Annotated in this window: 20 protein-coding genes; 8 read left to right on the top strand and 12 right to left on the bottom strand. The window is 38.5% G+C overall.

Going from position 1 to position 25,903, the window contains the following annotated elements:
* Window positions 1-5: 5 nt before the first annotated feature.
* From AAC026_RS14825 to AAC026_RS14805, 5 genes are all read right to left on the bottom strand, one after another.
* Entirely contained in the window at window positions 6-419 is a 414-nt protein-coding gene (locus tag AAC026_RS14825; RefSeq protein WP_339699554.1) for a DUF6691 family protein, read from the bottom strand.
* 10 nt (window positions 420-429) lie between these two features.
* Window positions 430-1,005, bottom strand: coding sequence for a YeeE/YedE thiosulfate transporter family protein (locus AAC026_RS14820; protein WP_339608509.1), 576 nt, complete (start codon window positions 1,003-1,005; stop codon window positions 430-432).
* Window positions 1,006-1,088: 83 nt separating this feature from the next.
* Window positions 1,089-2,498, bottom strand: coding sequence for an MBL fold metallo-hydrolase (locus AAC026_RS14815; RefSeq protein WP_339608510.1), 1,410 nt, complete (start codon window positions 2,496-2,498; stop codon window positions 1,089-1,091).
* Between the two features lie 60 nt (window positions 2,499-2,558).
* Window positions 2,559-4,277, bottom strand: coding sequence for a sulfate permease (gene sulP / locus AAC026_RS14810; RefSeq protein ID WP_339699551.1), 1,719 nt, complete (start codon window positions 4,275-4,277; stop codon window positions 2,559-2,561).
* A gap of 98 nt (window positions 4,278-4,375) precedes the next feature.
* Window positions 4,376-4,627, bottom strand: coding sequence for a hypothetical protein (locus tag AAC026_RS14805; protein ID WP_339699548.1), 252 nt, complete (start codon window positions 4,625-4,627; stop codon window positions 4,376-4,378).
* A gap of 217 nt (window positions 4,628-4,844) precedes the next feature.
* Here AAC026_RS14805 and AAC026_RS14800 point away from each other — a divergent pair, with 217 nt between their 5' ends.
* On the top strand, window positions 4,845-6,473 hold the full coding sequence (locus AAC026_RS14800) for a M1 family metallopeptidase (protein ID WP_339699545.1): 1,629 nt from the start codon (window positions 4,845-4,847) through the stop codon (window positions 6,471-6,473).
* Window positions 6,474-6,487: 14 nt separating this feature from the next.
* Here the strand turns inward: AAC026_RS14800 and AAC026_RS14795 are convergent, their stop codons facing one another.
* Complete coding sequence (locus tag AAC026_RS14795) at window positions 6,488-7,147, bottom strand: metal-dependent transcriptional regulator (RefSeq protein WP_339608514.1); 660 nt, start codon at window positions 7,145-7,147, stop codon at window positions 6,488-6,490.
* Window positions 7,148-7,269: 122 nt separating this feature from the next.
* Here AAC026_RS14795 and AAC026_RS14790 point away from each other — a divergent pair, with 122 nt between their 5' ends.
* The 3 genes from AAC026_RS14790 to AAC026_RS14780 are packed head-to-tail and all read left to right on the top strand — an operon-like array spanning window position 7,270 to window position 11,979.
* The gene (locus tag AAC026_RS14790; RefSeq protein ID WP_339699542.1) at window positions 7,270-9,582 is read left to right on the top strand and encodes a TonB-dependent receptor; all 2,313 of its coding nucleotides are present in this window, start codon (window positions 7,270-7,272) and stop codon (window positions 9,580-9,582) included.
* A 6-nt stretch (window positions 9,583-9,588) separates the two neighbouring features.
* On the top strand, window positions 9,589-10,086 hold the full coding sequence (locus AAC026_RS14785; RefSeq protein ID WP_339699539.1) for a thioredoxin family protein: 498 nt from the start codon (window positions 9,589-9,591) through the stop codon (window positions 10,084-10,086).
* An 18-nt stretch (window positions 10,087-10,104) separates the two neighbouring features.
* The gene (locus AAC026_RS14780) at window positions 10,105-11,979 is read left to right on the top strand and encodes an Nramp family divalent metal transporter (protein WP_339699536.1); all 1,875 of its coding nucleotides are present in this window, start codon (window positions 10,105-10,107) and stop codon (window positions 11,977-11,979) included.
* A gap of 65 nt (window positions 11,980-12,044) precedes the next feature.
* On the opposite strand, the gene AAC026_RS14775 is transcribed toward AAC026_RS14780, so the two are convergent.
* The 4 genes from AAC026_RS14775 to AAC026_RS14760 all read right to left on the bottom strand — a co-directional run bounded on the left by AAC026_RS14775 (window position 12,045) and on the right by AAC026_RS14760 (window position 15,523).
* Window positions 12,045-12,836, bottom strand: a complete 792-nt coding sequence (locus tag AAC026_RS14775) for a TIGR00266 family protein (RefSeq protein ID WP_339608518.1) — start codon at window positions 12,834-12,836, stop codon at window positions 12,045-12,047.
* A gap of 52 nt (window positions 12,837-12,888) precedes the next feature.
* Window positions 12,889-14,043, bottom strand: a complete 1,155-nt coding sequence (locus AAC026_RS14770) for a DUF3095 family protein (RefSeq protein WP_339699533.1) — start codon at window positions 14,041-14,043, stop codon at window positions 12,889-12,891.
* 52 nt (window positions 14,044-14,095) lie between these two features.
* Window positions 14,096-14,503 (bottom strand): hypothetical protein, encoded by a 408-nt coding sequence (locus tag AAC026_RS14765; RefSeq protein WP_339699530.1) that lies wholly within the window; start codon window positions 14,501-14,503, stop codon window positions 14,096-14,098.
* 114 nt (window positions 14,504-14,617) lie between these two features.
* On the bottom strand, window positions 14,618-15,523 hold the full coding sequence (locus AAC026_RS14760; RefSeq protein ID WP_339609830.1) for a sterol desaturase family protein: 906 nt from the start codon (window positions 15,521-15,523) through the stop codon (window positions 14,618-14,620).
* A gap of 121 nt (window positions 15,524-15,644) precedes the next feature.
* Here AAC026_RS14760 and AAC026_RS14755 point away from each other — a divergent pair, with 121 nt between their 5' ends.
* Complete coding sequence (locus AAC026_RS14755; RefSeq protein ID WP_339699525.1) at window positions 15,645-18,113, top strand: zinc-dependent metalloprotease; 2,469 nt, start codon at window positions 15,645-15,647, stop codon at window positions 18,111-18,113.
* A gap of 309 nt (window positions 18,114-18,422) precedes the next feature.
* Here the strand turns inward: AAC026_RS14755 and AAC026_RS14750 are convergent, their stop codons facing one another.
* Both AAC026_RS14750 and AAC026_RS14745 read right to left on the bottom strand, forming a co-directional pair.
* A complete protein-coding gene (locus AAC026_RS14750; protein ID WP_339699523.1) occupies window positions 18,423-19,184 on the bottom strand; it encodes a LytTR family DNA-binding domain-containing protein in 762 nt (253 codons plus the stop codon).
* A complete protein-coding gene (locus AAC026_RS14745; RefSeq protein WP_339699520.1) occupies window positions 19,181-21,124 on the bottom strand; it encodes a histidine kinase in 1,944 nt (647 codons plus the stop codon). The genes AAC026_RS14750 and AAC026_RS14745 overlap by 4 nt, the downstream gene beginning before the upstream one ends.
* Window positions 21,125-21,375: 251 nt before the next feature.
* Here AAC026_RS14745 and AAC026_RS14740 point away from each other — a divergent pair, with 251 nt between their 5' ends.
* Genes AAC026_RS14740 through AAC026_RS14730 form a run of 3 tightly spaced genes read left to right on the top strand, consistent with a single transcriptional unit; the run spans window position 21,376 to window position 25,796 of the window.
* Entirely contained in the window at window positions 21,376-23,085 is a 1,710-nt protein-coding gene (locus tag AAC026_RS14740) for an amidohydrolase family protein (protein ID WP_339699518.1), read from the top strand.
* A gap of 11 nt (window positions 23,086-23,096) precedes the next feature.
* On the top strand, window positions 23,097-24,461 hold the full coding sequence (locus AAC026_RS14735; protein ID WP_339607960.1) for an amidohydrolase: 1,365 nt from the start codon (window positions 23,097-23,099) through the stop codon (window positions 24,459-24,461).
* Window positions 24,462-24,470: 9 nt separating this feature from the next.
* Complete coding sequence (locus tag AAC026_RS14730; RefSeq protein WP_339699515.1) at window positions 24,471-25,796, top strand: amidohydrolase family protein; 1,326 nt, start codon at window positions 24,471-24,473, stop codon at window positions 25,794-25,796.
* The last annotated feature ends 107 nt before the right edge of the window (window positions 25,797-25,903 follow it).

Here is a 25,903-nt window from a genome sequence, read left to right as displayed (position 1 = left end):
AAGTACTAGTGAGGAAGTTTATGTCTTATTTTTCCGTACGCATAAGTGCCTAAAAGCCCTGATGCTATGGCCACGAAAATAACAAACACACCATTACCAGCCAAAATAAACATTGGGCCAGGGCACGCCCCGGTTAAAGCCCATCCAAAACCAAAAATAATTCCACCTAAAAGATAGCGCCAAATGGAAAGCCGTTTGGGCGGAATAACAATGGCTTCTCCTTGCGCATTTTTCATCTTGGTTCGCTTAATTATTTGAGTGATTATTATCCCCAAAACTACTGCAGATCCAATTACGCCATACATGTGAAACGACTGAAAGCGAAACATTTCATAAATTCTAAACCAAGAAATGAGCTCTGCTTTAGTCAGCGTAATTCCGAATACTATCCCTAATATTAAGTACTTAAAGTATTTCATTATCAATTATTTAAATAGGGAGTATTAAAGGAAAAACAAAGTAAGTAATGGCGAGGCCACCTATAAAGAAACCAATTACCGCTATAAGAGAGGCTGGCTGTAGATCACTTAAACCCGAAATGGCATGGCCTGAGGTACAGCCGCCTGCATATCGTGTTCCGAACCCAACCAAAAAACCACCCAAAATGATGAATATAAAACCTTTAAGGGTAAACAATGACTCAAAATTGAATATGGACATTGGTACAATGTCGGCTCCGGGGTTTTCTATGCCATAGCCTTGAAGTTCGCTAATTGTTTTTTCTGAAAGTTCAATCGCATCTCCAGAAGTTAAATATTGGCTAGCAATAAAACCTCCGAGAATGGCACCTACGGCAAAAACAAGGTTCCATGTCTGCTTCTTCCAATCAAAATCAAAAAAGTCACAAGATTTTCCCGCTCCAAACATTGAACACATGGTTCTGAAGTTGGCAGAAAAACCGAAACTATTGCCAAAGTAAATTAAGGCAAACATCAAAAGGGCAATTATTGGTCCTGCCACCCACCAAGGCCATGGCGAGCTAATAAACTCAATGAACTGATTCATAAATAGAATTGAAGATATGGATAATAAGGCCAGCTACTTCTGAACAATTTCTAGTTTAGAAGTAGCTGGTAGAATAGCTTTTACTACTGTAGTGTTGAAGGACAAACGAAATCTGTAAGCGGCAAATCAGTTTCGCTAATCGATTTAAAACCACCTGCTACATCGATCACCTTATCGAAACCTCTTGACTTAAGAATTGAAGCGAAAATCATAGAACGATAACCTCCAGCGCAATGAATGTGGTAGGTTTTGTCTTTACTGATTTTACCCATTTCATCATTTATATAGTCTAAGGCTACATTTTCAGCCCCATCAATATGTTCTGCAGAAAATTCTGTAGGCTTTCTAACATCCAATACGTTTAGGTGTCCAGATTTAAATTCTTCTGCCAACTGAGTGGCTGGAATCGATAAGATTGTATCAATCTCTTTACCTGCTTTCTTCCAAGCCTCAATACCACCTTTCAGATAACCCAAAGTATTATCATAACCTACCCTCGACAAACGTGTCACTACCTCCTCTTCTCTACCCTCTTCGGCCAAGAAAATAATTGGTTGTTTTAAATCCGTAATTAAGGCTCCAACCCAAGGTGCAAAGCTGCCATCGATACCAATGAAGATTGAATTTGGAATAAAACCGTCTTTGAAATCACCTTGCTTACGAGTATCCAAAATCAAAGCTTCTTCATGGTTGGCCATGGCCTCGAAAGTTTCTGGGTCTAATGGAACACTTCCTTTTTCAAGAATTTCGTCTAGACCAGAAACTCCATTTTTATTCAGCATGGCGTTTTTCTGAAAGTATTGTGGTGGAGGTAGAATTCCTGTAGTAACTTCTTTTATAAACTCTTCACGCGTCATATTCGCACGAAGCGCATAGTTTACTTGCTTCTGGTTGCCTAATGTATCAGAAGTTTCTTTGCTCATGTTTTTACCGCAGGCCGAACCCGCTCCATGTGCTGGATAAACGATTACATCATCTGGTAAAGTCATGATCTTATTTCGAAGGCTATCGAATAGCATACTAGCCAAATCTTCTTGTGTTAAGTCAGATTTAACGGCCAAATCAGGGCGCCCCACATCGCCAATAAAGAGTGTATCGCCACTAAACAGCGCATTTTCTTTTCTATTCTCATCTATCAACAAATAGCTCGAGCTTTCTTGCGTATGTCCTGGGGTATGAAGCACTTTGAACTTTACATTACCCAATTCAAAAATTTCACCGTCTTTGGCTTCGTGAATTTCGAAATTGGTTTTTGCATTTGGCCCATATATAATGGTGGCTCCTGTTTTGTTGGCAAGGTCTAAATGACCAGAAACGAAATCGGCATGAAAATGTGTTTCAAAAATGTATTTGATTTTAGCACCATTCTTAGCGGCCTTATCTATGTAAGGTTGGGTTTCACGAAGTGGGTCAATGATTGCAACTTCACCATTGCTTTCAATATAGTAAGCCCCTTGAGCTAAACAGCCTGTATAAATTTGATCTATTTTCATCTCTTATTTATTTTCCAACTTCAGTTTATTTCTAATTTTTATTTTAAACACAAGCGAAAACTAATCGTTCACCTGTACCGCAAAACTTGCATGTGTATTCTTAAACTCCTGAGAAATACAGTAATTCACAGCTTCGTCTGTAGTCATAAAAAACACTTCAGAAGCCTTTTCGCTAAACAATTGATTTCTGTAGAAAGCGTCCCGAACTGGGCCAATTACTTCAGAAAAAATCAGTTCAATGTTCTTCTTTTCCAGACTTTCCATTAATTCTCTAATGCCATCAATTCCTGTTGCATCTATATATGATACTGGCCCTGCATCAATAATCACTTTATTCAATTTACCTTCTCTTTTTAAAGCTTCGTTTGAAATCCATTCCTTGATGGTTTGAATATTTACAAAAGCGAAAGGTGCATCTACCCGAACAATAAGGAGGTGATCCCAGGATTCTAAATCTTTAAATCTTTTCTCATTTCTATATTCTGTAAAGCCTTTAATTCGGCCCAGAACAGCCATATGAGGATTTGCTGCCTTATAAAGCAATAGTAAAATTGATAAGGCAACACCTGTAACAATTCCTTGAACCATACCAAAACTAAAGGTAACCAAGAAGGTAATGAGCATTAGCGCAAACTCCATTTTACTGGTGCGCCAAAGGTATTTTAAGTAAGCAAATTCAATAAGGTTTACTACCGCAATCATAATAATAGAAGCCAGAATGGCTTTAGGTAAGTAGTAAAACAGAGGGGTTAAAAAAAGCAAAGTGAGTGTTACAATTACTGCACTTATAATTCCTGCCAAGGGGGTTTTTGCGCCAGATTCATAATTCACTGCAGAACGTGAAAAACCAGCTGTAGCCGGAAATGCTTGAAAAAATGAACCGAACATATTTGATGCACCCAAAGCAATCAATTCTTGATTTGGAACAATCTTGTAGGTTCTCTCCTTAGCTTCCATGGCTTTTCCTACAGAGTAGGCTTCTATAAATGAAATCACAGCCAAAGTACCTGCCAAAGGCACCAAAGTTTTAAAATGAGCTAAAGTGATTTCTGGAATTACAAACTGAGGTAAACCTGAAGGAATATCCTGTACAATGCTCACCCCCATGTTTTGAAGGCCAAAGCCGTAAACAATCGCAATCCCTAAAATCAAAGCGATAAAAGCCCCAGGTATCTTTTTATTCCAATACTTTAAAGACTTTATAAGTACAATGCCTGCCACTCCCACAGCCAAGGTGATTAAGTGTGTTTTGTCAATATTATTGAAAGCTGAGATAACAATCTCATAGCTCCTATTGCTCTTTATGAGGTTTACCCCTATTAAATCTTTTAACTGATTGAGTGCAATAATAAATGCAACGGCAGACGTAAAACCACTAATTACGGGTTTAGAAAGCAGGTTGGTAATAAAGCCCATTTTGAAAACACCTAACAATAATTGTAAAGCACCCACAAAAAAAGCAAGGAGGATTGCAAACGCTAAATAGGTTTCAGTTCCTTCCGTAGCCAAAATTGAAATACCAGAAGCCACCAAGAGCGAATCCATGGCCACCGGCCCAACTGCCAACTGCCGAGACGTACCTAAGATGGCGTATATAAGTTGTGGGAAAATAGCTGTATAGAGTCCATAAACAGGAGGTAATCCTGCAATCATAGCGTAAGCCATTCCTTGAGGAATAAGCATTACACCAACCGCCATTCCTGCAAAAACATCACCATTAAGGTGTCCTTTCTGATAATTGGGTAACCAATTGAAAATGGGGAAAAGTCTTTTAATCACAGTATACTAGTTTGCCATTTTGGCTTTATTCTTTGGAAGAACAAAAGTAACCAAAGTTAGAAGAAATGACATGGCTTTGTAACATAGGTTACATAACGCTAGCAGTCGCAAGTAAAATCTTCAATATCCTTATAATGTTCAGCATATTGCCCATCTAAACTCACGATTTTTTCAAGAGGAATTACATCTCCAGAGTTTAGAACAATGTGAACACCGCTTTCTGAATTCGCAATTTCTTTGATTATCGTTTCCACTACAGTAAACTCTTTAAAATCATTGAAATAAGTAATCCTAGAGTACTTTTTATTGATTAAGTTTTCGTGAAGTTTAGTTTCAAATAAAGTAAGCATATGGCCCGATATTAAGGTTTTTTATTCCAATAACGATGCAACACAAAACATGGATAAACACGTTCCAAAGAGCGGTGATATAACATCAACATTTATAACTGCCAACCTTATTTCCGTTCGTGTACATTAAATTCTTCCTCTTAACTGAGAATGTAGATTTATAAAATTAATGGATGATAAGGCCAAATAATCTTTAATTTAAGTCCAAATTTAAGCTATGAAACTTACATACGCCTTCCTTGCTCTATTTATATGCACTGCACTAAGTGCGCAACAAAAACAATTTACACATCAAGATAGCCTTCGTGGAAGTATTACTCCTGAGCGCGCTTGGTGGGACTTGACCTACTATCACCTATCGATTAAAACCGACATTGACAAGAAGCACCTAAAGGGCTCAAACTTGGTTCAGTATAAGGTTTTAAAGAGTGATCAGCGTATGCAAATAGACTTGCAGGCTCCAATGCGAATCACCAAAGTGAGTCAAGATGGAGTGAATGTAAAATTTGTACAAGATGGCAATGCTTGGTTTTTAGAATTACCAAAAAATCAGGTAAAAAATAGCGTGAATGAGGTATTGATTGAGTTTGAAGGCAACCCAGTAATCAGTAAAAACCCGCCTTGGAGCGGAGGTGTAACCTGGAAGAAAGACAGCAATGGCTTGGACTTTATTGCTACCAGTTGTCAAGGCGATGGCGCTAGTCTTTGGTGGCCAAACAAAGACCACATGTATGACGAAGTGGACAGTATGCTAATCAGTATTACAGTGCCAGAACATTTAATGAATGTTTCAAATGGTAGATTAAGATCAGTAGATCAAAATGCAGATAAAACCAAAACCTATAATTGGTTTGTAGAAAACCCAATTAACAATTACGGAGTGAATATGAACATTGGCGACTATGTTCACTTCTCTGAAGTTTACAATGGAGAAAAAGGAGCTTTAGACTGTGATTATTATGTGCTTCGCGAAAACTTAGGTAAAGCCAAAGAACAGTTTAAGCAAGCCTCACTTATGCTAGAAGCCTTTGAGCATTGGTTTGGTCCTTACCCTTTCTATGAAGACAGCTATAAGTTGGTAGAAGTACCCTATTTGGGTATGGAACACCAAAGTTCGGTAACCTACGGCAATAAATACGCAAATGGATATTTAGGGCGTGATGTAAGCGGAAGTGGTTGGGGATTGAAGTTTGACTTTATAATTATTCATGAGTCTGGTCACGAATGGTTTGCCAACAACATAACTTATAAAGACATAGCCGACATGTGGATTCACGAAAGCTTTACCTCCTATTCAGAAAACATATATGTTGATTATCATTTTGGAAAGGAAGCGAGCCAAGAATATGTGATTGGCATCCGTAAAAATATAGCAAACGATAGACCTATTATTGGAGCCTATAATGTAAACTCTTCTGGTTCAAGCGACATGTACTACAAAGGAGCCAATATGCTCCACAACATCAGAACCATTATTGACAATGATGAAAAATGGAGAGGCATATTAAGAGGCTTGAATAAAGAATTCTACCACCAAACCGTAACCACAGCGCAAATTGAAAATTACATCTCTAAAGAGGCAGGAACAGACTTGTCGAAAGTCTTTGACCAATATTTAAGAGATACTAAAATTCCTGAGTTTGAATATAGTATCGAAGGAAGCCAACTTAGATACCAATGGAAGAAAGGTGTTAGTGGGTTTGATATGCCGCTTGATATTATAGTGAATGGCAAAAAGGTAAGGGTAAAGCCATCGACAAAAGCGCAGACTAAAAAGTTTGACAGTGTAGTTCAGACTGTTGAGGTAGATCGTAATTATTACATAACTAGTAATCAGGTTAAATAACTGAAAAGCAAAGCTTAGCTAATCCTTTCTACTAAAAGACTTTCGCACACAGCCTGTGTAAAAGTTTCAGAAGCATGGTTTTGATAGCTTAAAACCATGCTTCCATCGTAAGATTCGATAGATTTTATTTCTATTTCGGTTCCTAAACTGAGTTCTCGACTGTTCAAGAATTTTAGAAACTCTTTAGATGAATGCGCAAGAGCGGTAAGCCTTACTCTTCTTCCAGAAGTAAATTTGCTCAAAGGTTCATATTGAGCTTCCGAAATATTTCCTTGTTTATCTGGTATAGGTGAGCCATGCGGATCTACCAATGGATGGTCCATGATCTCATCCATTCTATCAAAGAAAATCGGAGAATTAATGTGTTCCAGTTGCTCAGCAATCTCATGAACTTCTTCCCAACCAAAACCCATTTTTTCAACCAAGTACATCTCAGTAAGTCGATGTTTCCGAACAATTAAAGCTGCGGCCTTTCTTCCCTTTTCTGTAAGTGAAAGCGGTTTATATTTTTCGTACCTCACAAAACCCTGACTTTTAAGGTTTTTCACCATACTGTTTACCGTAGGGTTACTCACTTTTAATGCAGCACTCAGTTCGGAAAGATTGACCTCAATTTTCCCAACAGACAGCGCGTATAGCGCCTTTAGATAGTTTTCTTCAGTTTGCGAAGCCATACCTTTTTCAAATCACTCGAACAAAAGTATAAAATTTGTTCAGAACTCATTTGTTAGATCAATCTAACATATTAGTTTTGTAATTCGAATTAATAAAATCGAACACCCTACATTTAGTGCCAATGAAACATAATTTATTATTTACGCTGATCGGAATTTGCTTGTTCTCCACTTCTTATGCTCAATCAGGTAAAGTTTCTGGCGTTGTTCGCGACCAGCATGATATACTTCCATACGCCACAGTAATTTTAGTAGGAACCGACATAGGAACGAGTACAGATGCCAGAGGTAAATTTCAATTGGAGAAAATTCCAGTTGGTAAATATACACTTGCAGTAAGTTCTGTTGGTTTTCAGAACTACAATCAGCCTATCGAAATAATTACTGGAAAAGACCTTAGTCTGGATGTGGTTTTAACAGAAAGTAAATTGAACCTGAACGAAGTAGTAGTTACAGGAACAAGAACTGCAAAAAGAAGAGTTAACACACCCGTAATCGTCAATTTGATGGACAGTAAGGAACTGGACAGAGTGGTAGCTACAAATCTATCGGAAGGCTTACGTTTTCAGCCAGGCTTGCGTGTAGAAACAGACTGTCAGACTTGTAACTATACCCAACTAAGAATGAACGGCTTACAGGGTGGCTATTCCCAAATACTTATTAACGGAAGGCCAATATTCAGTCCGCTAACTGGGCTTTATGGAATGGAGCAAATTCCTGCCAACATGATTGAGCGAATTGAAGTAGTAAGAGGAGGTGTTTCGGCCCTCTATGGTTCAAGTGCTATTGGTGGTACAGTGAATGTAATCACCAAAATCCCAGATCGAAATGACTACTCCATCACCAATACCTTTCAAAGTATAGATGGAAAAGCCGCAGACAACATCCTTTCTGGAAACGGAACTTTAATAAATGAAGAAGAAAATGCGGGAGCAACCTTTTTTGTAAACAACAGAACCAGACAAGCTTTTGACGCAAATGGCGATAATTTTTCAGAAGCACCCGAGTTAAAAAACACATCCTTCGGAACTAACCTTTTCTATTTGCCTACTGAAAACCAAAAGTTTTCTATAAGCCTAAGTAGCATCAATGAATATCGCTTTGGTGGAGAAATGGTAGAAAAGCCAGCCCATTTGGCTCAACAGTCAGAAGAAAGAACGCACAATGTTTTTATGGGTAGCCTCGACTATCAAGTGAATTTCAACGAAAATAAGAACTCACTCATTTTCTATTATGGTGGGCAAAAAACAGACCGCCAACACTATACTGGCATAATTCCAGATGGCGGTCAAGAATTAGACGATTTCCTTGCCAATCCACCCTATGGTGTTTCAGATGTGGTTACTCATCAAGGAGGCTTTCAAATGAATAATAGGTTTGATGAATTCTTAGGTGGAAATGCGGTTTTGACCATTGGGGCAGAATATGTTCACGATAAAGTGTATGACGAGATTGAAGCCTACAATTACCTTATCAATCAAACCACAAGAAACATAGGAACTTTTGTTCAACACGATTGGGATGTTAGTGCTAAACTCAACCTGCTTGCTGGTTTTAGGCTCGACAAACACAATCTAATGGATCAAACCGTTTTTAGCCCTCGTTTGTCACTTCTTTATAAACTACAGCCAACAGCTCAAATTAGATTAGGTTGGGGAACTGGATTTAGAGCCCCACAAGCTTTTGACACTGACTTGCATATTGCTTTTGCTGGAGGAGGAATTTCTCGAATTTCCCTTTCAGATGACTTAAAAGAAGAGCGATCTAATAGTTTGACTGCCTCATTTAATTACGACAAAGCTACAGAACACTTTATTGCAGGTTTTACCTTAGAAGGGTTTTATACCAATCTGAAAGATGCCTTTTTCCTTTCTCCATTAGGTACAGATGCTTTTGGTGAGCGTTTTGAAAAAAGAAATGGAGAGGGTGCCACGGTGCGCGGAGTTACATTAGAGGCTAGGGCTAATTTTGATTATATATTTGAAATTGATGCTGGATATACCTTACAATCTAGTTTGTTTACTTCGCCCGTTGAAAACATTGAGGGCTTAGCTTCAAAACGTGAGTTTTTAAGAACACCCAACAGTTACGGTTACGCTACACTTACCTACACTCCAGTGAAAAATTGGTCTTTGAGTGGGAATCTAGTTTATACTGGCACCATGGAGCTTGCTCATTTTGGAGGACAAAACACCGGTAATACTGAGGACAGATATTACACCTCTCCTACTTTTACAGAGTTGGGGATAAGAATTGGTCATACCGTTGATCTACCAAAAATCAAAACTGGTCTTGAATTCTTTGGAGGAATAAAGAATGTATTTGATGCTTACCAAAATGACTTTGATTTTGGTAAAAATAGGGACAGTAACTACGTCTATGGCCCAAGTTTACCACGTACCTTCTTCTTCGGATTAAAAGTGAAGTCGAACTAGTTGAATATGGCAAAGCAGACATTTAACATATTAACAACTATTTTGCTTTGGTTAAGCATGCTTACAGCTAGCCATGATGGGCTCTACGCCCAACAAACAAATGAAATAAACTGGCTCAATTTTGAACAACTGGAAGACTCACTCAAAACTAATCCGAAAAAAGTGTTTGTCTACTTTTATGCCGACTGGTGTACCTATTGTCACAAAATGGATCGTACAGCATTTAAAGACGAGGCCATTATTAAGCGTATAAATAAAGACTATTATGTAGTAAAAATGGATATTGAATCGGAGGATACCATTGTTTTTGGTAATACCGAATTCAAGAATAAGAATGCCAAAAAGCGAAAATCTGTCCATGAAATTCCTCTAATGATGGCCAGTAGAAAAGGAAAGCCTTTTTCATTGCCTGCAATGGTTTTGTTAAATGAAAACTTTGAGGCTACCGCTCGCTATTTTCAATATTTAAATACTCAGCAAATGCTTGAGATATTAGAGAATTAAAATATACTTGACCGATATATGAAATCAGAATCGTTAAGCGAAGTCCACTCTACCGTACGAACCGATAAAAAAGGCTGGAGAAAAGTCTTGGCATTTTTAGGCCCCGCTTACTTGGTAAGTGTTGGCTACATGGATCCAGGAAACTGGGCTACCGATATTGCTGGAGGCTCTGAATTTGGCTATAAGCTAATTTGGGTATTGCTTATGTCGAATATAATGGCCCTGCTGCTACAATCTTTAAGTGCTCGCTTAGGAATTGTTAAAGGACTAGACTTAGCTCAAGCATCAAAGCATGCCTATCCAAAATGGGCAAACATTCCACTTTACATTTTAGCGGAAATAGCCATTGCAGCTTGTGATCTGGCCGAGATTGTAGGTATGGCCATTGGACTAAGTTTATTATTCGATTTGCCTCTAATCTGGGGGGTAAGCATTACAGCTTTAGATACCTTCTTACTCCTCTTTTTATTAAAGAAAGGAATGCGGATCATGGAAGTATTCATCATTTCATTGATTTTTATCATAGGTGTTTCTTTTGTAATACAAATGATTGTTGTGGCGCCTGTTTATGGCGATGTGGTAAAGGGTTTTGTTCCTTCAGACCTAGGCGGAAATGCTTTATACCTTGCTATCGGAATTATTGGGGCTACCGTAATGCCTCACAATCTGTACCTACATTCTTCTTTGGTACAAACCCGAAAAATTGACCGTTCTTTTCAGGGGCTAAAAAAGGCCATTAAATACAACTTTATTGATACCGTTATTGCGTTGAACATGGCGTTTTTCGTTAACGCTGCCATTTTAATTCTGGCCGCTGCTGCCTTCTATACCAACGGTTTTTATAATGTAGCCGAAATTCAGGATGCCTCTATCCTACTAGAAAACCTGTTTGGTAGTATTGCCCCAACGTTCTTCGCAATTGCCTTAATTGCCGCTGGCCAAAGCTCTACAATTACAGGCACATTGGCTGGTCAAATCGTAATGGAAGGTCATTTGAACCTTAGGATTCAACCGTGGCTCAGGCGATTGATTACCCGTTTATTAGCCATTGCACCCGCATTATTTACCATTATCTATTTTGGAGAAGAAGCTTTAGGCAGCCTCTTAATCCTAAGTCAGGTAGTATTGAGTCTGCAGTTAGGTTTTGCTGTTATTCCTCTCATTCATTTTAATTCGAGTAAAAAGATGATGGGAGAATTTGCCATCAAACCTTGGGTAAAAGCACTTGCTTGGCTAATTGCAGGCATAATTGTTTACCTAAACATTACCCTTGTTATTGATGAAATAAGCTCTTGGGCTCAAAACTCTGGCGATAATCAAATCTATATTTATACGATTGTCATCCCTCTTGCCGTGGCTTGTCTTGCGCTATTGGTATATGTGTTTATCCACCCCTTCCTGAACAGAAACAAAATCGAGGATATTGTAGAAACAAACCAATTGCCTCATGGTCAAGCTGAGGATTTTTCAGAAGGAAAAATCATTGAATACAAACACATTGGTATTACAATCGATTTCTCTGGAAACGATCAAATCATAATTCAAAATGCATTGAAGCAAGGGGGCAAATCGGCCACTTATATTTTCATACATGTGGTAGAAAGTGCTGCTGCGCGCTATTTGGGTAAGAACACTTTAGATAATGAAACCCAGCTGGACATTGATAACCTCAAGCAATATCAGAAAACATTGGAAAGCTTAGGTTATAAAACAGAACAGAAAATTGGGTTTGGAAGCGCTCCAACAGAGATTGTTAAAATTGTCAAAGAAAGCAACATCGACATGCTTGTGATGGGTGCTCACGGCCATAAAGGCCTTAAAGATTTGGTTTTCGGAACTACCTTAGATGCAGTTCGCCATAAAGTAAGTATCCCTATTTTGATTATTAGCTAAGCAAAAACGGAGGGTTTAATTTTGAAAAGGCCTTAAGCAGAATTTTCTACTTAAGGCCTTTTTCCTTACCTGTCGCCATCAATTATTCTTCCTAGGCCGCCCAAAATAGAGCCCTCTCCTTTTGAAGAACCTCCTGCTCTTGGTGCATGCTGAATAATTCTATCGGCAAGTCTAGAGAATGGTAAGCTTTGTAAATAAACAGTTCCTGTACCCCTAAGTGTGGCCAGGAATAAACCTTCGCCTCCAAAAAACATAGACTTAAGATTTCCAGCCCTTTGAATATCATAATCAATTCCAGGGGAAAAAGCGACAATACAACCCGTATCCACCCGAAGGGTTTCTCCATTCAATTGACGTTTTACAACTGTTCCACCCGCATGTAAGAAGGCCATACCGTCTCCTTGAAGCTTCTGAAGTATAAAACCTTCGCCTCCAAAAAAACCAGCCCCTAACTTTCTATTAAAGGCTATTGAAACGTTTGTTCCCATAGCGGCACACAGAAATGCATCTTTCTGACAGATAATACCTTGACCTATCTCATTTAAATCAATAGGTATGATTTTACCGGGGTATGGTGCGGCAAAAGTTACTTTACGCTTGGCGTAGCCCATGTTAGTAAAATGAGTCATAAAAATGGACTCACCAGTCAATACCCTTTTACCAACACTTAGTAACTTCCCTAAAATTCCATTGTCAGGTTCTGACCCATCTCCCATTTTGGCCTGAAAATCAATATCTTCTTCCATCCAGTTCATTGCACCCGCTTCGGCAATTACTGTTTCTTGCGGATCAAGTTCTATTTCTACCATCTGCATGTCATCGCCATGCAATTCATAATCTATTTCGTGTGATCTCATGATTAAAAATTTGATTTGAAAATGTCTAAAAAAGGAAGCACTTCCAAACGGATTAAAGCTCTTTTTGATATTTACTTTTCAGCATTTTAGAGGCTTGAGTGTAACCTCCCCCAAGACCATCCACAAAATGGATATGATCGGCCTCCATATTTCTAACATAACAAGAAAGAATAGAAGCGCTTGTAATGTGATAGCCAAAGTAAATTTGACCCTCATTCTCCATTTTAACCAAAGCAGAAATGAGTGATTCACACTGGTTGGCTGTACCTGATATTACGGTATTAATTCGACCATCAATTACCAATGTATCTGAGGATTCGACCATTTTTGTTAAATAGTTCTTTCCTTTCTTAGAGTTTGGCAAGTAAAACTTCCCTATCAAAGTCATGAAAGAAGCTGAAAGGGTTCTAAAGAAGTTCTTCTGCCCCAACTTTACCCTAATTTCCTCTTGTAGCTTTGTAAAGGCTGGATTCAAATTGAGCTTTGCTAATGAAATAGGGCTTCGCTTTTCTATGTCTCCATAAATACCTTCTATTTCTAGCATTACTTTAGACATTACCGAATGTTGTTCTTCTGGTTTAACCACATCCACTAAAAGGCTGAGTATCTCATTTTCTAAATTAGGGGCCTTTATTTCATTCCATCTACAGTTCATGCCTTCAAGCGATAAGTATCCTAAAGGATTGGTGCCTGAGTTTAAAGGGTTAAGATTGGCCTTTAGCACTTCTTCAGCATAGTGTAAACCCGAACCAACGATTACGGGCGATATCAACATTTTGGTGATTTGAGCTTTGGCGATCATTATCTTATGATCGTTTTCATAGATTTCAGAAACAGGCATTGAACCTACGCGTAAGTCTAAATCAAAACTCTTTTTTGTATTCTGTTTGTGTTCGTATAAGGCATTCAAAATGTCCTCCTTCAAACTGAAAGGAACAAGCATAGCGGCTCCGTCACCACCAAAGAAAAATGGGATATCAATACTAGCTTTATAGGCAATATTTAGCCCTGCAATAATACTCCCGGTGGCAATAAGGTTGACAAGCTGATGCTTACCATTCTTAATACTGCTGGTAGAATTCTTTATATCTGTGGTAATTACAACCCAATCGGGCGGACAGGGTGAGAACAATGTATCGTTCGACAAAAGCTGGCTGATGGTGCTCTTTTGAACGGGAAGGTGAGTATAGAACTTGATGTCTGACAATTATGATGTGCCGTAAATAGGTTTTGCCTCTGCTTTGATTTAATAATAAAATTTACTCCTTACTCTTAAGCCACTTTTCTGCTTTTCCTATTTCTTTAAACGCATGAAATTCAACGGGTTTCATTCTAAGACCTAAATCTATGGCTGAAAAGCGTGCAATAAATTTGGGAGAGAGTATATGGGCCATATAGCGTAAGCCTGACTGAACGGCTACAGGCACTACATTAGCCTCTATCCATTCATTAATCTCTAGAAAATTACTGGTGAGCAAACTGTTGTCGTTCAGTAGCTTTCTACAGCCAGATATGGCCAATAAATCTAAATAAGCTTGAGTACCTCTTTTAACATCTTCCAGTTCAATGTCTCCAATCCAGTTGATGTATATCCAACCGTTTTCTTGATCGAGGTTTGCTTCATAGAAAATCTCGTCTTGGGCGTTTCGAATGATTTGTTTGTTCATAGCGTTGTCCTCGACATGATAAACCAAAAAAATGGAAAATTGATTTAATTGGGGTAAAAAAATTCAATAAAGACAGTTAATTGACAGTAGTGATAGTGTTTCGTTTTGAGACAACTACCTTGGGTCAGAAGGATCATTTCGCTTAAAACCATGCGAAACCTGTTGAAAAAAGCCCTTTGGGAATTTCTTTACTCCTGGAAAACCCAACTTTATATCTTTGCCGCTATGTGGAATATAGGCCGTTCTAAAAAGGTAATCCCACAGACTTAAGGTCAATCCAAAATTAACTCCAGTTCTTCTTTCTTCTGGTAAATCATGCGCATGATGCCACATGTGCATGTTAGGATTGTTGAAAATATATTTTAAAACCCCCAAACGAACATTGATGTTTGCGTGGTTCCAATGCCCCACGGCCAAAGTAAACATATGAACAAAGAAGAAGTCATCAATTCCGAAACCAATCATGGCCAAAGGCAAATATTCAATGGTTCTATAAACAATGGTTTCCATCCAATGGTAACGCAAATGGGCAGCAAAACCCATTTGCTCTACCGAATGATGTACCTTATGAAACTCCCAAAGTCTTGGTGAAGCGTGTAAGAGCCTATGCACCCACCACTGGATAAAATCTCGGATAATGAACAGCATAAAAAGCTGAGCTATTTTAGGCCAAGTTTCAATCTTAAGGGCAACTACGTTTGTAAGTCCGAAAATGCCTAAAAAGTCGTTGAACAGGTTTACAAAAACATCGGAAAGGGCATTGAAAACAATAAGAGAAAATAAGAAGAAGTTGAAAAACATATAAAAGGCATCGAGCCAAAAGTCTTTTCTAAACTTAGGTTGATCCTTTCTCCAAGGTCTTGTCCATTCCCAAACAAAAAAGAACAACGATACCAGAATTAATCCCCAAAAATAATTTTGCCAAAGAGGCTTATAATCATACTGAAAGGTGATTTCATTCCAGATATAATTAGCATATCCGCTGTACGATTCTTTCGCCAATTCCCAATACCTATTCATTTGAATTTTGTCTGTGACCACTAACATAACCATTTACCCTTTGTATTAAATAAAAGTTCCAGAATTATCACATTGGACGTTCATTTACTAATTGGTCGAAAATTCATTTAACCACTTTATTATGAAATTGAAATTAAGAAGTTCGGCAATCCTAGCATTGTCTTTGGCTACAATTGGCACGTTGCCCACCGCGCTTCATGCGCAAAGAAAAAATAACAATACTACTACGGAACAAACAACTCCTGAAACCAAACCAGAGAAAAAGGAAAAAAGCTATTCGGACCTTGTAAAAGGACTTAATGAAGATGAAGGGCTGTTTAAGCTTTATCAGAAGGATGACAAGGTAATGTTTGAAATTCCTAAGTCTGAATTGGGAAAAGACATGCTTTGGGTCACCAGAGTTGTTGCGGTGCCTGAAAATTTCGGAGGCTTTATTGGTAGCGGCTGGAAGATGAGCGAACAAGTAGTGAAATGGGAAAAGGTAAACGAAAATATCTTACTTAGATCAATTTCATTCAACAATGTGGCCGACACAACGGATGCTATTTCTAAATCTGTAGCCGATAACAACCTATCGCCTATTATTGGTTCTTTCAAGATCGAAGGGCAACCTGATGATTCTGAAGCTTATTTAGTTGATGTAAGCAAATTCTTTACTCAAGACACAAAAGCCATTAGTGCAATAAGTAATGGAATGCGAACCCAGTTTCAGGTTCGTAGGCTCGATACGGAAAAGAGTTACTTATCTTCTGTAAAGAGTTTCCCTATCAATGTAGAAGTACGTCAGGTAATGACCTACGATGCTGGAAGGCCACCTTCAAATTCTGAGTTGGGGTCAATGACAGTGGAAGTAAGTCAGTCGATGATTAAACTACCTGAGAACAAGATGATGCCTAGATTGGCCGATGAGCGTGTTGGTTGGTTTACTCAAAGCAATATCAACTATAGTTCACTAAAACTAAAAGGCGATCAGCAGACCTTCTTGAAAAGATGGAGATTAGAGCCAAAAGACCCAGCTGCTTATGCTCGTGGTGAATTGGTTGAACCTGTTAAACCCATTGTTTATTACTTAGACCCAGCCACTCCAGAAAGATTCGTGAAATGGTTTAAGCTTGGAATTGAAGATTGGCAAGTAGCTTTTGAAGCCGCTGGATTTAAAAACGCCATTATTGCTAAAGATCCCCCAAGCAAAGAAGAAGACCCAGATTGGTCGCCAGAAGACGCTCGCTATTCGACAGTACGCTATGTAGCTAGTATGACAAGAAATGCGGTTGGGCCAAGCACTGCCGACCCAAGAACTGGTGAAATTATTGAGAGTGACATTGTATGGTTCCATAACCATTTGAGATCATATCGAAACTGGTACATGATTCAGACAGGTGCTGCCAACCCTTTGGCCAGAAGTCTTGATGTTCCTGAAGATGAAATTGGAGAAATGATGAGAGCGGTAATTGCTCATGAAATAGGTCATGCCCTGGGTTTACCTCATAACATGAAAGCAAGTTCGGCTTACCCAGTTGAAAAACTAAGAAATCCTGAGTTCACGCAAGAGTATGGTGTAGCCCCTACCATTATGGATTACGCACGTGTGAACTACATAGCACAGCCTGGTGATGGTGTAAGCCGTTTTATCCGTAAAATTGGTCCTTACGACAAGTATTCCATTAACTGGGGTTATAGAGTTATTCCTTCTGCCAACACACCGCAAGCCGAGTCGAGCACATTGGATAGCTGGATTATGGAAAAAGCAAATGACAGAATGTATCGTTTTGGGAGCAGTAATGGAAGCAACCCAGAAGCACAAACTGAAGATTTGGGTGATAATGCCGTAAAAGCAAGTATGTATGGAATGGAGAACTTGAAGAAAGTGGTTCCTAATCTTTTAAAATGGACAACCACTGCGGGTGAAGACTATACTGAAACTAATGAAATCTATGGTGAAATCATTGGTCAATGGAGACGCTTTACTGGTCATGTTACTACTGTGATTGGTGGTATTACAGAAGATTTAAAATCAACTGATCAATCGGGTGCTGTATTTAATGTAGTGCCAGAGGCGTATCAAAAGGAAGCAATGGATTGGATGCAGAAATACGCTTTCAGTACGCCAGAATGGCTTCTTGATGAGGATTTACTTAGAAGGCTTGAGAATTACGGTGCTGTAAATCGTGTGAGTGCTACACAATCGTCTTTCTTAAACTCTGTACTCGACCCTACAAGAGCGCAAAGACTTATTGAGGCAGAAGCTTTTAAAGGTAGAAACACCTATACCATTTATCAACTTTTTGGTGATATGAGAAAAGGTCTGTTTTCTGAGCTTACTGCTGGTCAAGCCATTGATACTTATCGTAGAAACCTGCAAAGATCATTTGTAGAAAGACTTGAGTCATTAATGACAACCGACTCGAATTCATTCCAGGCCAGACAAGTAAATGTTTCGCAATCTGATATTCGACCTGTAGTGAAATCTGAATTGAAAACTTTGCAACAAGAAATCAAAAGCAATAAAAGTAAATTTACAGATAGAGCTAGCTCTGTCCATTTAGATGACTTGTTGGACAGGATCAATAAAATTCTTGACCCTAAGTAAGTTGGCAGTAAAATAAAAAGAAGGGCCCCTCACAGCCCTTCTTAATTAAGCAGAAACTTAAAGTGAATACTCCGTTTCTGAACCTCTCCGACTCTACTATTTAACCTGCACCAATAATTCAGTTGATGCAGAATAGTTTGTTGTAACTAAACAACACTCTGTTCTACCTGACTAAAAATTCTATGCTTCTTATAAGGCAATAGTCTTTTTAATCATCGGTATTACTAATTAAATGTAGAGATTGAAATTCTTTAATTTTAGATGCTTTTATATCTGTTGGCTATCTTCTTATATCTGTAGATGATTGATTCAAATCTGTGTTTCACCCCAAATTCTAAGCTTGATCAATAAGCTGTCCTTTTTTCGTATTGAAACGGGTAGGCTTTCATTATTCGACATGATTACCACTCCGCCATCATTTTTGTCATACCTTTTAATATGATTAATGTTCACAAGGTATGAATGGTGAATTCTGCTAAAGAAAGACTCATTTAGTATTGACTCATACGTTTTTAGATTTTTTGATACCAGTATTTCGCTGTTGTCAATCAGTTTAAATCTAGTGTAACTTCCTTCTGCCGTACACCACATAATATCATCTACTTTAACAAAATGAAGGCTGTTTTGATCGCTTAAAACAATTTTAACGGGTGGGCTAGAGCTATTTTTAAGGCTGTCTAATAACACTCGCATTTGCATTTGAAGCATCCCTGCTTTTAATATTCGTTCACACTTAGATACGGCCTCAGTCAAAGCCTTTACAGAGATTGGTTTTAGTAAAAAATCAAGTGCGCTAAGTTCAAATGCATCTATCGCGTATTTGTTATGGGCTGTAATAAATACGACATTCAGATCATCAAGATTGAGCTTTCTTATAAGATCAATACCAGTCCCATCTGTCAGCTCAATGTCAATGAACACAAGGTCTGGTCTCTTTTCTGTAATCAATAGTTCTCCTAGCCTACAGCTTGTAGCTTCTCCAACGATTTCTACATGAGGGCAATGAATTGTCAGTAGTTTTTTGATTATCTCAATTACATTCTTCTCATCGTCAATTATAACGCATCTCATACAATATTTGGGGTAATTGGTAATTCTAAGACCACTCGTGTTCCTAGTGTTTTCCCACTGGGGTCGAGCCTATTTTTTATGCTAAAACTTACTCTTTGCTTATAAAGTTTTTTAATAAGCATAATTCGTTCATTGGTAATATCCGATGCCATTGACTGATGATCTCGTTTTCTTTGGATTGCCTCTCCTACGCCAACACCATTGTCATCAATAACAATGATTATCTTTTCTCCTTTTTGGGTAAATGATACTTCTATGAGACCATTGTCCATCTTAAATATTCCATGTTCTAAAGAGTTTTCAATAAAAGGTTGAGCAAACATTGGAGGAATCATAATTTCAGAAGCTTCACCAGAAACATCTACCGATATAGTGTAATCGAAACTATTGTCAAACCTTACCTTCTGTAATTCCAAGTAATAGGTAAGTGCAGATATTTCATCTTCAATGCTAATGTATGTTCTTCGACTACCTTCCAAAACCTTTCGCATTAGCAGCGCAAATGAAGCTAGGTAGTCCAACGCCTTCTCTTTAGACGCTTCGTTCATTAAATAAAACTGAATTGAAGTAAGCGCATTAAATATAAAATGAGGGTTTAACTGAGTTAATAACAACTTGCTTTCAGCATTTTGAGCTAAGATTTTTTGAGTTTGCACTCTGCGTTTGTAAAACAATACAATGGACCCGAATGAAAACAGAAACACCAATGTAGATAGCGCAATTATGATGTTTTTAAAATAGAGTTCTTGCTCGTTCAATCGCTTAATTTCTCTTAAAGCAGCAATACTATTTTCACGTATTGTTAACTCATGACTCAAGGCTAAAACATCGATTTTGCGATCATTTTCGGCCATTTCTAAGCTATCTACAAGGTCATTTTTCACCATTAGTAGTTCCAGTGCTTCTTTAAACCTATCGCTCTTTTTCTCTAATTCAATTAACCATTCGTAAGCGTATATTTTACTTTTCAGGTTTTTAAATCTATCTGCCATTTCTATGGCAGTTGCGGCATCTTCAAAAGCTTGTTTAGTATTTCCGAGAGCATACCAACTTTTCGATCTATAGAGGTAAGCGTCTTTCATATAGCCCTCAGAACTTGTTCCTTCCGTTATGCTTAAAAGAGAATCAGAATAGCTGATAGCTTCCTTAAACCTACCTGTTAAATAACTGCCTGCAGTTAATCCTTTTAATGCCTGACGAAGTTCTCCAGGAAACTCTAGCCTTATCGCTATTTCGTATTCCTTTCTTGAATAATACAAAGTACTGTCCCCAACGCCCAATCGACTATATACATCTGCAAGATTTCCGAACCCTCCTGCTATTTCCAAGCTATCAATTACATCGTTTTGACTAAAGTACTCCAAGGATTTACGATAATAAATAAGCGCTTTAGGGTAATCTAAAATTCTACTATAAAGAATGGCAATAGCGTTAATTGTTGCTCCTCGAATATTATAGAAGTTGTTTAATTCAGCAATGTCAAGAGCCCTTTCATAATTTGCTAAGGCAGAATCATATTGACCATACCTTGAATACTGAGACCCCATCTTGTATAAAAAATCAGCCTCATACTCAGGCAACTCCATTATTCTAGCTTTTTCAATCGTTTCATCTAAAATAGAGAATGGAATCAAAGGGTCGCTTTGATATCTATAAAAGATGTATAGAATGTTTTTAGCTTTAAAGTAAGCTTGCTCCGATTGGATGGCTTCTGCCTCTTGAGAGTACCTACCAATAATATCTCTAAAAGCATCATAGCTTCCATGCTCTTGTAAGAATTTCTCATAATCAAAAGCATAGAGAGAATTGTATAAAGAGTCTAACTCATCTAATAATGATTCTTCTGGCGCGGTAGATTGCCCAAAGCCTTTAGCAGCCGACAGAAAAAAGCCTAATATAAAAAACAGCCCCGTCAAGAGCTGGCTCGATATCTTAGACAAAAATCCTATCGATGGTTTGTTAATCAATTTCCTAAATCTTAAATGAAATGGCTCTGGCTATCTTCTTTCCCATTCGAAAGCGCTGAGTGAAGATTTTAACACCTTTCTCTAATAACAAATAAATTATTGAATTTTACTAATTCTTAGCTTACCCGAATCCGATTCTTACCGCTCTTATATTTGGCTTTGAAAACAGCCATACATTCTTATATATTACACTTTTTAATTTTCAACAATTCAAAGCGCTAAGAATGAAACTACTACTTACGAAAACCATTCGCGCGGTTTTCCTTATGCTGCTAACAGTATGCACAATTGGCTTAAATGCCCAAAGTGACCCTACTGGAGAGTCGGCTGTAACTCGAACCTTTGCTATTACCAATGCTACGGTAATACAAGCACCAGGTAAGGAGTTGAAAGGAGCTACCGTAGTGATAAAAAATGGCCTTATTGAAGCCGTAGGAACCAATGTAACGGTACCTAAAAATGCTCAAGTAATCGATGGCAAAGACATGTTTGTTTATGCCGCTTTTATTGATGGCTTGGCAAATACAGGGGCAAAACGTCCTGAAAACATGCCACGCCCAAATAATCTCTTCAGCCCAGATCCTCCAAACGACTATGCAGGAATAACGCCTGAGCATAGCCTTTTAGACCAGTTAGATATTGAAAGCAATACTATTGGTTCTATGAGAAAAGAAGGATTTGCCATCTCTCATTCTGTGCCTTTTGGCAGAATGCTTCCTGGTGCGGGTTCTATCATCCTTTTAGGAGACAAGTTAGGAGACAAGAAACATGCTGACGACCTAATTTTGTCAAAAGATGTATCTATGTTCACTCAGTTTGCTGGAGCTCCTGGAGCCTACCCAGGCAACGTACTGGGCATTATGGCCAAGTACAGAAACCTTTATCGTAATGCTGAAAACAATAAAAAGCACTACGATTCTTATGCTCAAAACCCAAGTGGCATAGAAAGACCAGAAAGAGACAGAGTAACTGAGGCTTTCTTTCCTGTAGTTACTAAGCAACAGCCAGTGATGTTTGATGTATCTGGTGTTCTTGAAGTTCAAAGAGCTATGAGATTACAAAAAGAACTAGGCTTTAAGCTTATGGTGGGTAATGTAAAGCAAGCATGGGATTTAGGCCAAATGTTTAAAGATAATGGTACTGGCGTATTCTTATCACTTGATTTACCTGATGCTCCGAAAGAAGCCAAAGGAAAAGAGAAAGACGAGATGACCGATGAGACCAAAAGATTAGAAGCCAGAAAAATGGATTTCTACAAAAAGTACGCAGGTCAGGCAGGTTCTCTTGCTACTATGGGAGTTAAATTTGGCTTTTCTTCACTTGATGTAACTAGTTCTAAGGTAAAGGCTAATCTATTGACAATGATAGAAAATGGTTTGAGTGAAAACGATGCTCTTGCTGCGCTTACTACAAATGCTGCTGGCATTTTAGGAATTGATAAAATTGCTGGAACAGTAGAAGCTGGAAAAATCGCAAACGTTATTGTAAGTAATGCCCCTTTCTTTACTAAGGATTCACAAATCAAATTCATGTTTGTGGATGGAGATAAGTATGACTTCGAAATCAAAGAAAAAACTGCTGCTGGAAATGGCAACAGATCAGCGACTGCTGGAAACGACCCAATTGTAGGTTCTTGGACTTATACTTTTGAAACACCTCAAGGCGAAACTACAGGCAAAATGATCATCGGAAAAGATGGCACTCAATATACTGGAAAACTAACCAGTAATGATGGTGGCCCTGATAACGATATGCAAGAAGTGAGCTTTGTTAATGGTACTCTTAGCTTTTCTTTCTCAATTGATGCAGGAGGTCAGTCTGTTGAACTAGTTGTAACTGGAACTGTTACTGGCAAACAATACGATGCCGAGGTTTCTGTTTCAGCATTCAATTTCTCTACTCCGTTAACTGCTACTAAAGATGACGGCCAATAAAATCTGAAAACATGAAAAAGAATATTTTAATACTAACACTTATTCTCTTTACTGGCTTTATTTCAAAAGCTCAGGTAAAGAAGGGAGATGTGCTAATTAAAAACGCAACCGTTTTGACTATTACCAAAGGAACTTTGGAAAATACAGACGTTTTGGTTCGTGATGGCAAGATCTCTAGAATCGGCAAAAATCTTAAAGCTCCAAACGGAGTTCAAGAGATTGATGCTACAGGTAAATTTGTAATGCCTGGAATCATTGATGCCCACTCTCATATTGCCCTTAGTGCAGTGAACGAAGGCACAAGTCAGGTAACTGCTGAGGTAAACATGGGTGATGTTATCGATCCTTTTGATGTTTCTATTTATAGAGCATTGGCGGGTGGTGTAACTTCTACTCACGCACTTCATGGTTCGGCTAACGTAATTGGTGGTGAAAGCGAGACTCTAAAGCTTCGTTACGGAACTACCAACCCTGAAGAAATGAAGTTCGAAGATGCTCCAAGAACAATTAAGTTCGCTTTGGGTGAAAACCCAACAAGAGGTGGTCGTTCTCGTGGTATTCAGCCTTCAAGCCGTATGGGTGTTGAAGCTATGTTGAGAAACTCATTTAACGATGCAATTGCTTATAGAGCTAAATGGGATGCTTACAAAGCCGACAAAAATGCAAGAAAAGTAGCACCAGAATATGATTTAAGAATGGAAACCCTAGTGGATATTCTTGAAGGTAGAATTTTAGTACACTGCCATTCTTATCGTGCAGATGAGATTTATATGTTAATGAAAGTATTCTCCGATTTCGGTATCAAAAAACTAACCTACCAGCATGCTAACGAAGCTTATAAAGTAGCTTCTGAATTGGCAGCGTTTGGAGCAGGTGCTTCAGTTTTTGCCGACTGGTGGGCATACAAATTAGAAGTATATTGGTCTACAGCATATAATGCTACCATTCTTACAAGAAATGGTGTATTGACTTCTATCAACTCTGATTCAGGTGAATTGATTCGTCACTTATTCCATGAAGCTGCTAAAACGCAGAAATATGGTGACTTAACTGACGAAGAAGCCCTTTCTTTAATCACATTAAACCCTGCCAAACAATTGGGTATCGACAATAGAGTTGGTTCAATCGAAGTAGGTAAAGATGCTGATATCGCGATTTTTGAAGGCCATCCCCTATCTGTTTACGCTATTCCAGTAATGACTTTTGTAGATGGCATTAAGTACTTCGATAGAGCTACTGATGTTGCCGACCAACGTATCTATATTAACCCTGAAGAGGCTGTTGAGAATATCACCATTTTCAACCGTCTTGACGAGGACAGATGCATGGAAGAAAACGTAGTAAGCTTCGAGGCATTATTCTCCAACAAAAAATAGAAAGAAGCTATGAAAAGAATATTCCAAATACTCATTATTGCTTTAATGGTTCCACTTCTTTCTTTCGGGCAAGAAGACGACCAAGTAATGAAGGCACGGGCGGGCAAATTTGCTCTAACAAATGCCAAAATTTATACTGTAACCAACGGTATTATTGAAAACGGTACTTTGATCATCAACAACGGTATTATCGAAGCAGTTGGTGCCAATGTTAATATTCCAGATGATGCGGAAGTAATTGACTGTAAGGGTAAAGAGATTTACCCAGGTATGATTGATTCAGGAACTAAAGTGGGTTTATCTGAAATAGGTAGTATTGATGTGTCTCAAGATTTTAGCGAAAGCGGAGCTTTAACACCTCAAATGCAAGCACTAACAGCAGTAAACCCTAATTCGGCTGTAATTCCTGTAACCCGTGTAAGTGGTGTTACTACAGTATGGACTACTCCTAGCGGAGGGTTTTTACCAGGTACGGCTGCTGCAATCAACTTGTTCGGTTACACTCCAGACCAAATGTTTGCTGGTGCAAAAGGGATCATTATGAACTTCCCTTCTACCGCTGGTGGAGGACGTTTCAGAAGAAGATCTCCTGAAGAGCAAGCTAAGGCTACTGAAAGAGCATTAAAAACAGTAAACGATGCTTGGGACAAAGCAGAGCTTTATGCTAAAATCGAAAACTCAGGTGAGGTAAGAAACTACCCTGAAATCGAAGCATTAGTACCTGTGGTTAAAGGCGAAATGCAACTTTTCATCGAAGCAAACGCTGCAAAGGATATCCTTGCTGCTATTGACTGGGTGAAAACTAGAGGTTATAAGAAAGTGGTTTTAACTGGTGTTTCTGAAGGCTGGAGAGTTGCTGAAGAAATTGCTAAATCTAAGCTTCCTGTAATTGCTGGGCCTATTCAAGCTATCCCTACTCGTGGATCAGATAAATATGATGCAGCTTATGCAAACCCAGGAATTATGAGTGCGGCAGGTGTTAAAGTAGCCTTGCGTACTGGTGATACTGAAAATGTGAGAAACTTACCTTACCATGCAGGCTTTGCGGCTTCTTACGGAATGGGTAAAGAAGAAGCATTAAAAGCAATCACTATCAATGCAGCTCAGATCCTAGGTGTTTCTGATCAAATTGGATCTATTGAAGTAGGTAAGAAAGCAAACGTGTTTATTTCTACTGGTGATCCTTTTGAAACCGCTACTAAGATTACTGACTTGTTCATTGACGGCTACAAAGTACCAATGACTTCTCAGCAAATCAGATTGTATGATGAATTCTTAAATAGAACTCCAGGTGTTAAGAAGAACGACCCTGCTATCAAAATCATTAAGAAGTAAGCTTATTTCTAATACCATAAAAAAAGCGACCAGTGATAGTCGCTTTTTTTATGCCCTATTGAGTTATTGGTGTACTGGTTATTAGTTAAGAGCGGGCTCCCGTCACC

Source organism: uncultured Roseivirga sp., from assembly GCF_963973945.1.
Classification (GTDB): Bacteria; Bacteroidota; Bacteroidia; order Cytophagales; family Cyclobacteriaceae; genus Roseivirga.
The sequence above is the reverse complement of the archived record's forward strand: the minus strand, read 5'-3'. Positions and strand labels throughout refer to the sequence as shown.

Coding starts and splice junctions, on each gene's coding strand:
- AAC026_RS14825 (WP_339699554.1), bottom strand. CDS start 419: ATGAAATACTTTAAGTACTTAATATTAGGGATAGTATTCGGAATTACG.
- AAC026_RS14820 (WP_339608509.1), bottom strand. CDS start 1,005: ATGAATCAGTTCATTGAGTTTATTAGCTCGCCATGGCCTTGGTGGGTG.
- AAC026_RS14815 (WP_339608510.1), bottom strand. CDS start 2,498: ATGAAAATAGATCAAATTTATACAGGCTGTTTAGCTCAAGGGGCTTAC.
- AAC026_RS14805 (WP_339699548.1), bottom strand. CDS start 4,627: ATGCTTACTTTATTTGAAACTAAACTTCACGAAAACTTAATCAATAAA.
- AAC026_RS14800 (WP_339699545.1), top strand. CDS start 4,845: ATGAAACTTACATACGCCTTCCTTGCTCTATTTATATGCACTGCACTA.
- AAC026_RS14795 (WP_339608514.1), bottom strand. CDS start 7,147: ATGGCTTCGCAAACTGAAGAAAACTATCTAAAGGCGCTATACGCGCTG.
- AAC026_RS14790 (WP_339699542.1), top strand. CDS start 7,270: ATGAAACATAATTTATTATTTACGCTGATCGGAATTTGCTTGTTCTCC.
- AAC026_RS14785 (WP_339699539.1), top strand. CDS start 9,589: ATGGCAAAGCAGACATTTAACATATTAACAACTATTTTGCTTTGGTTA.
- AAC026_RS14780 (WP_339699536.1), top strand. CDS start 10,105: ATGAAATCAGAATCGTTAAGCGAAGTCCACTCTACCGTACGAACCGAT.
- AAC026_RS14775 (WP_339608518.1), bottom strand. CDS start 12,836: ATGAGATCACACGAAATAGATTATGAATTGCATGGCGATGACATGCAG.
- AAC026_RS14765 (WP_339699530.1), bottom strand. CDS start 14,503: ATGAACAAACAAATCATTCGAAACGCCCAAGACGAGATTTTCTATGAA.
- AAC026_RS14760 (WP_339609830.1), bottom strand. CDS start 15,523: ATGAATAGGTATTGGGAATTGGCGAAAGAATCGTACAGCGGATATGCT.
- AAC026_RS14755 (WP_339699525.1), top strand. CDS start 15,645: ATGAAATTGAAATTAAGAAGTTCGGCAATCCTAGCATTGTCTTTGGCT.
- AAC026_RS14750 (WP_339699523.1), bottom strand. CDS start 19,184: ATGAGATGCGTTATAATTGACGATGAGAAGAATGTAATTGAGATAATC.
- AAC026_RS14740 (WP_339699518.1), top strand. CDS start 21,376: ATGAAACTACTACTTACGAAAACCATTCGCGCGGTTTTCCTTATGCTG.
- AAC026_RS14735 (WP_339607960.1), top strand. CDS start 23,097: ATGAAAAAGAATATTTTAATACTAACACTTATTCTCTTTACTGGCTTT.
- AAC026_RS14730 (WP_339699515.1), top strand. CDS start 24,471: ATGAAAAGAATATTCCAAATACTCATTATTGCTTTAATGGTTCCACTT.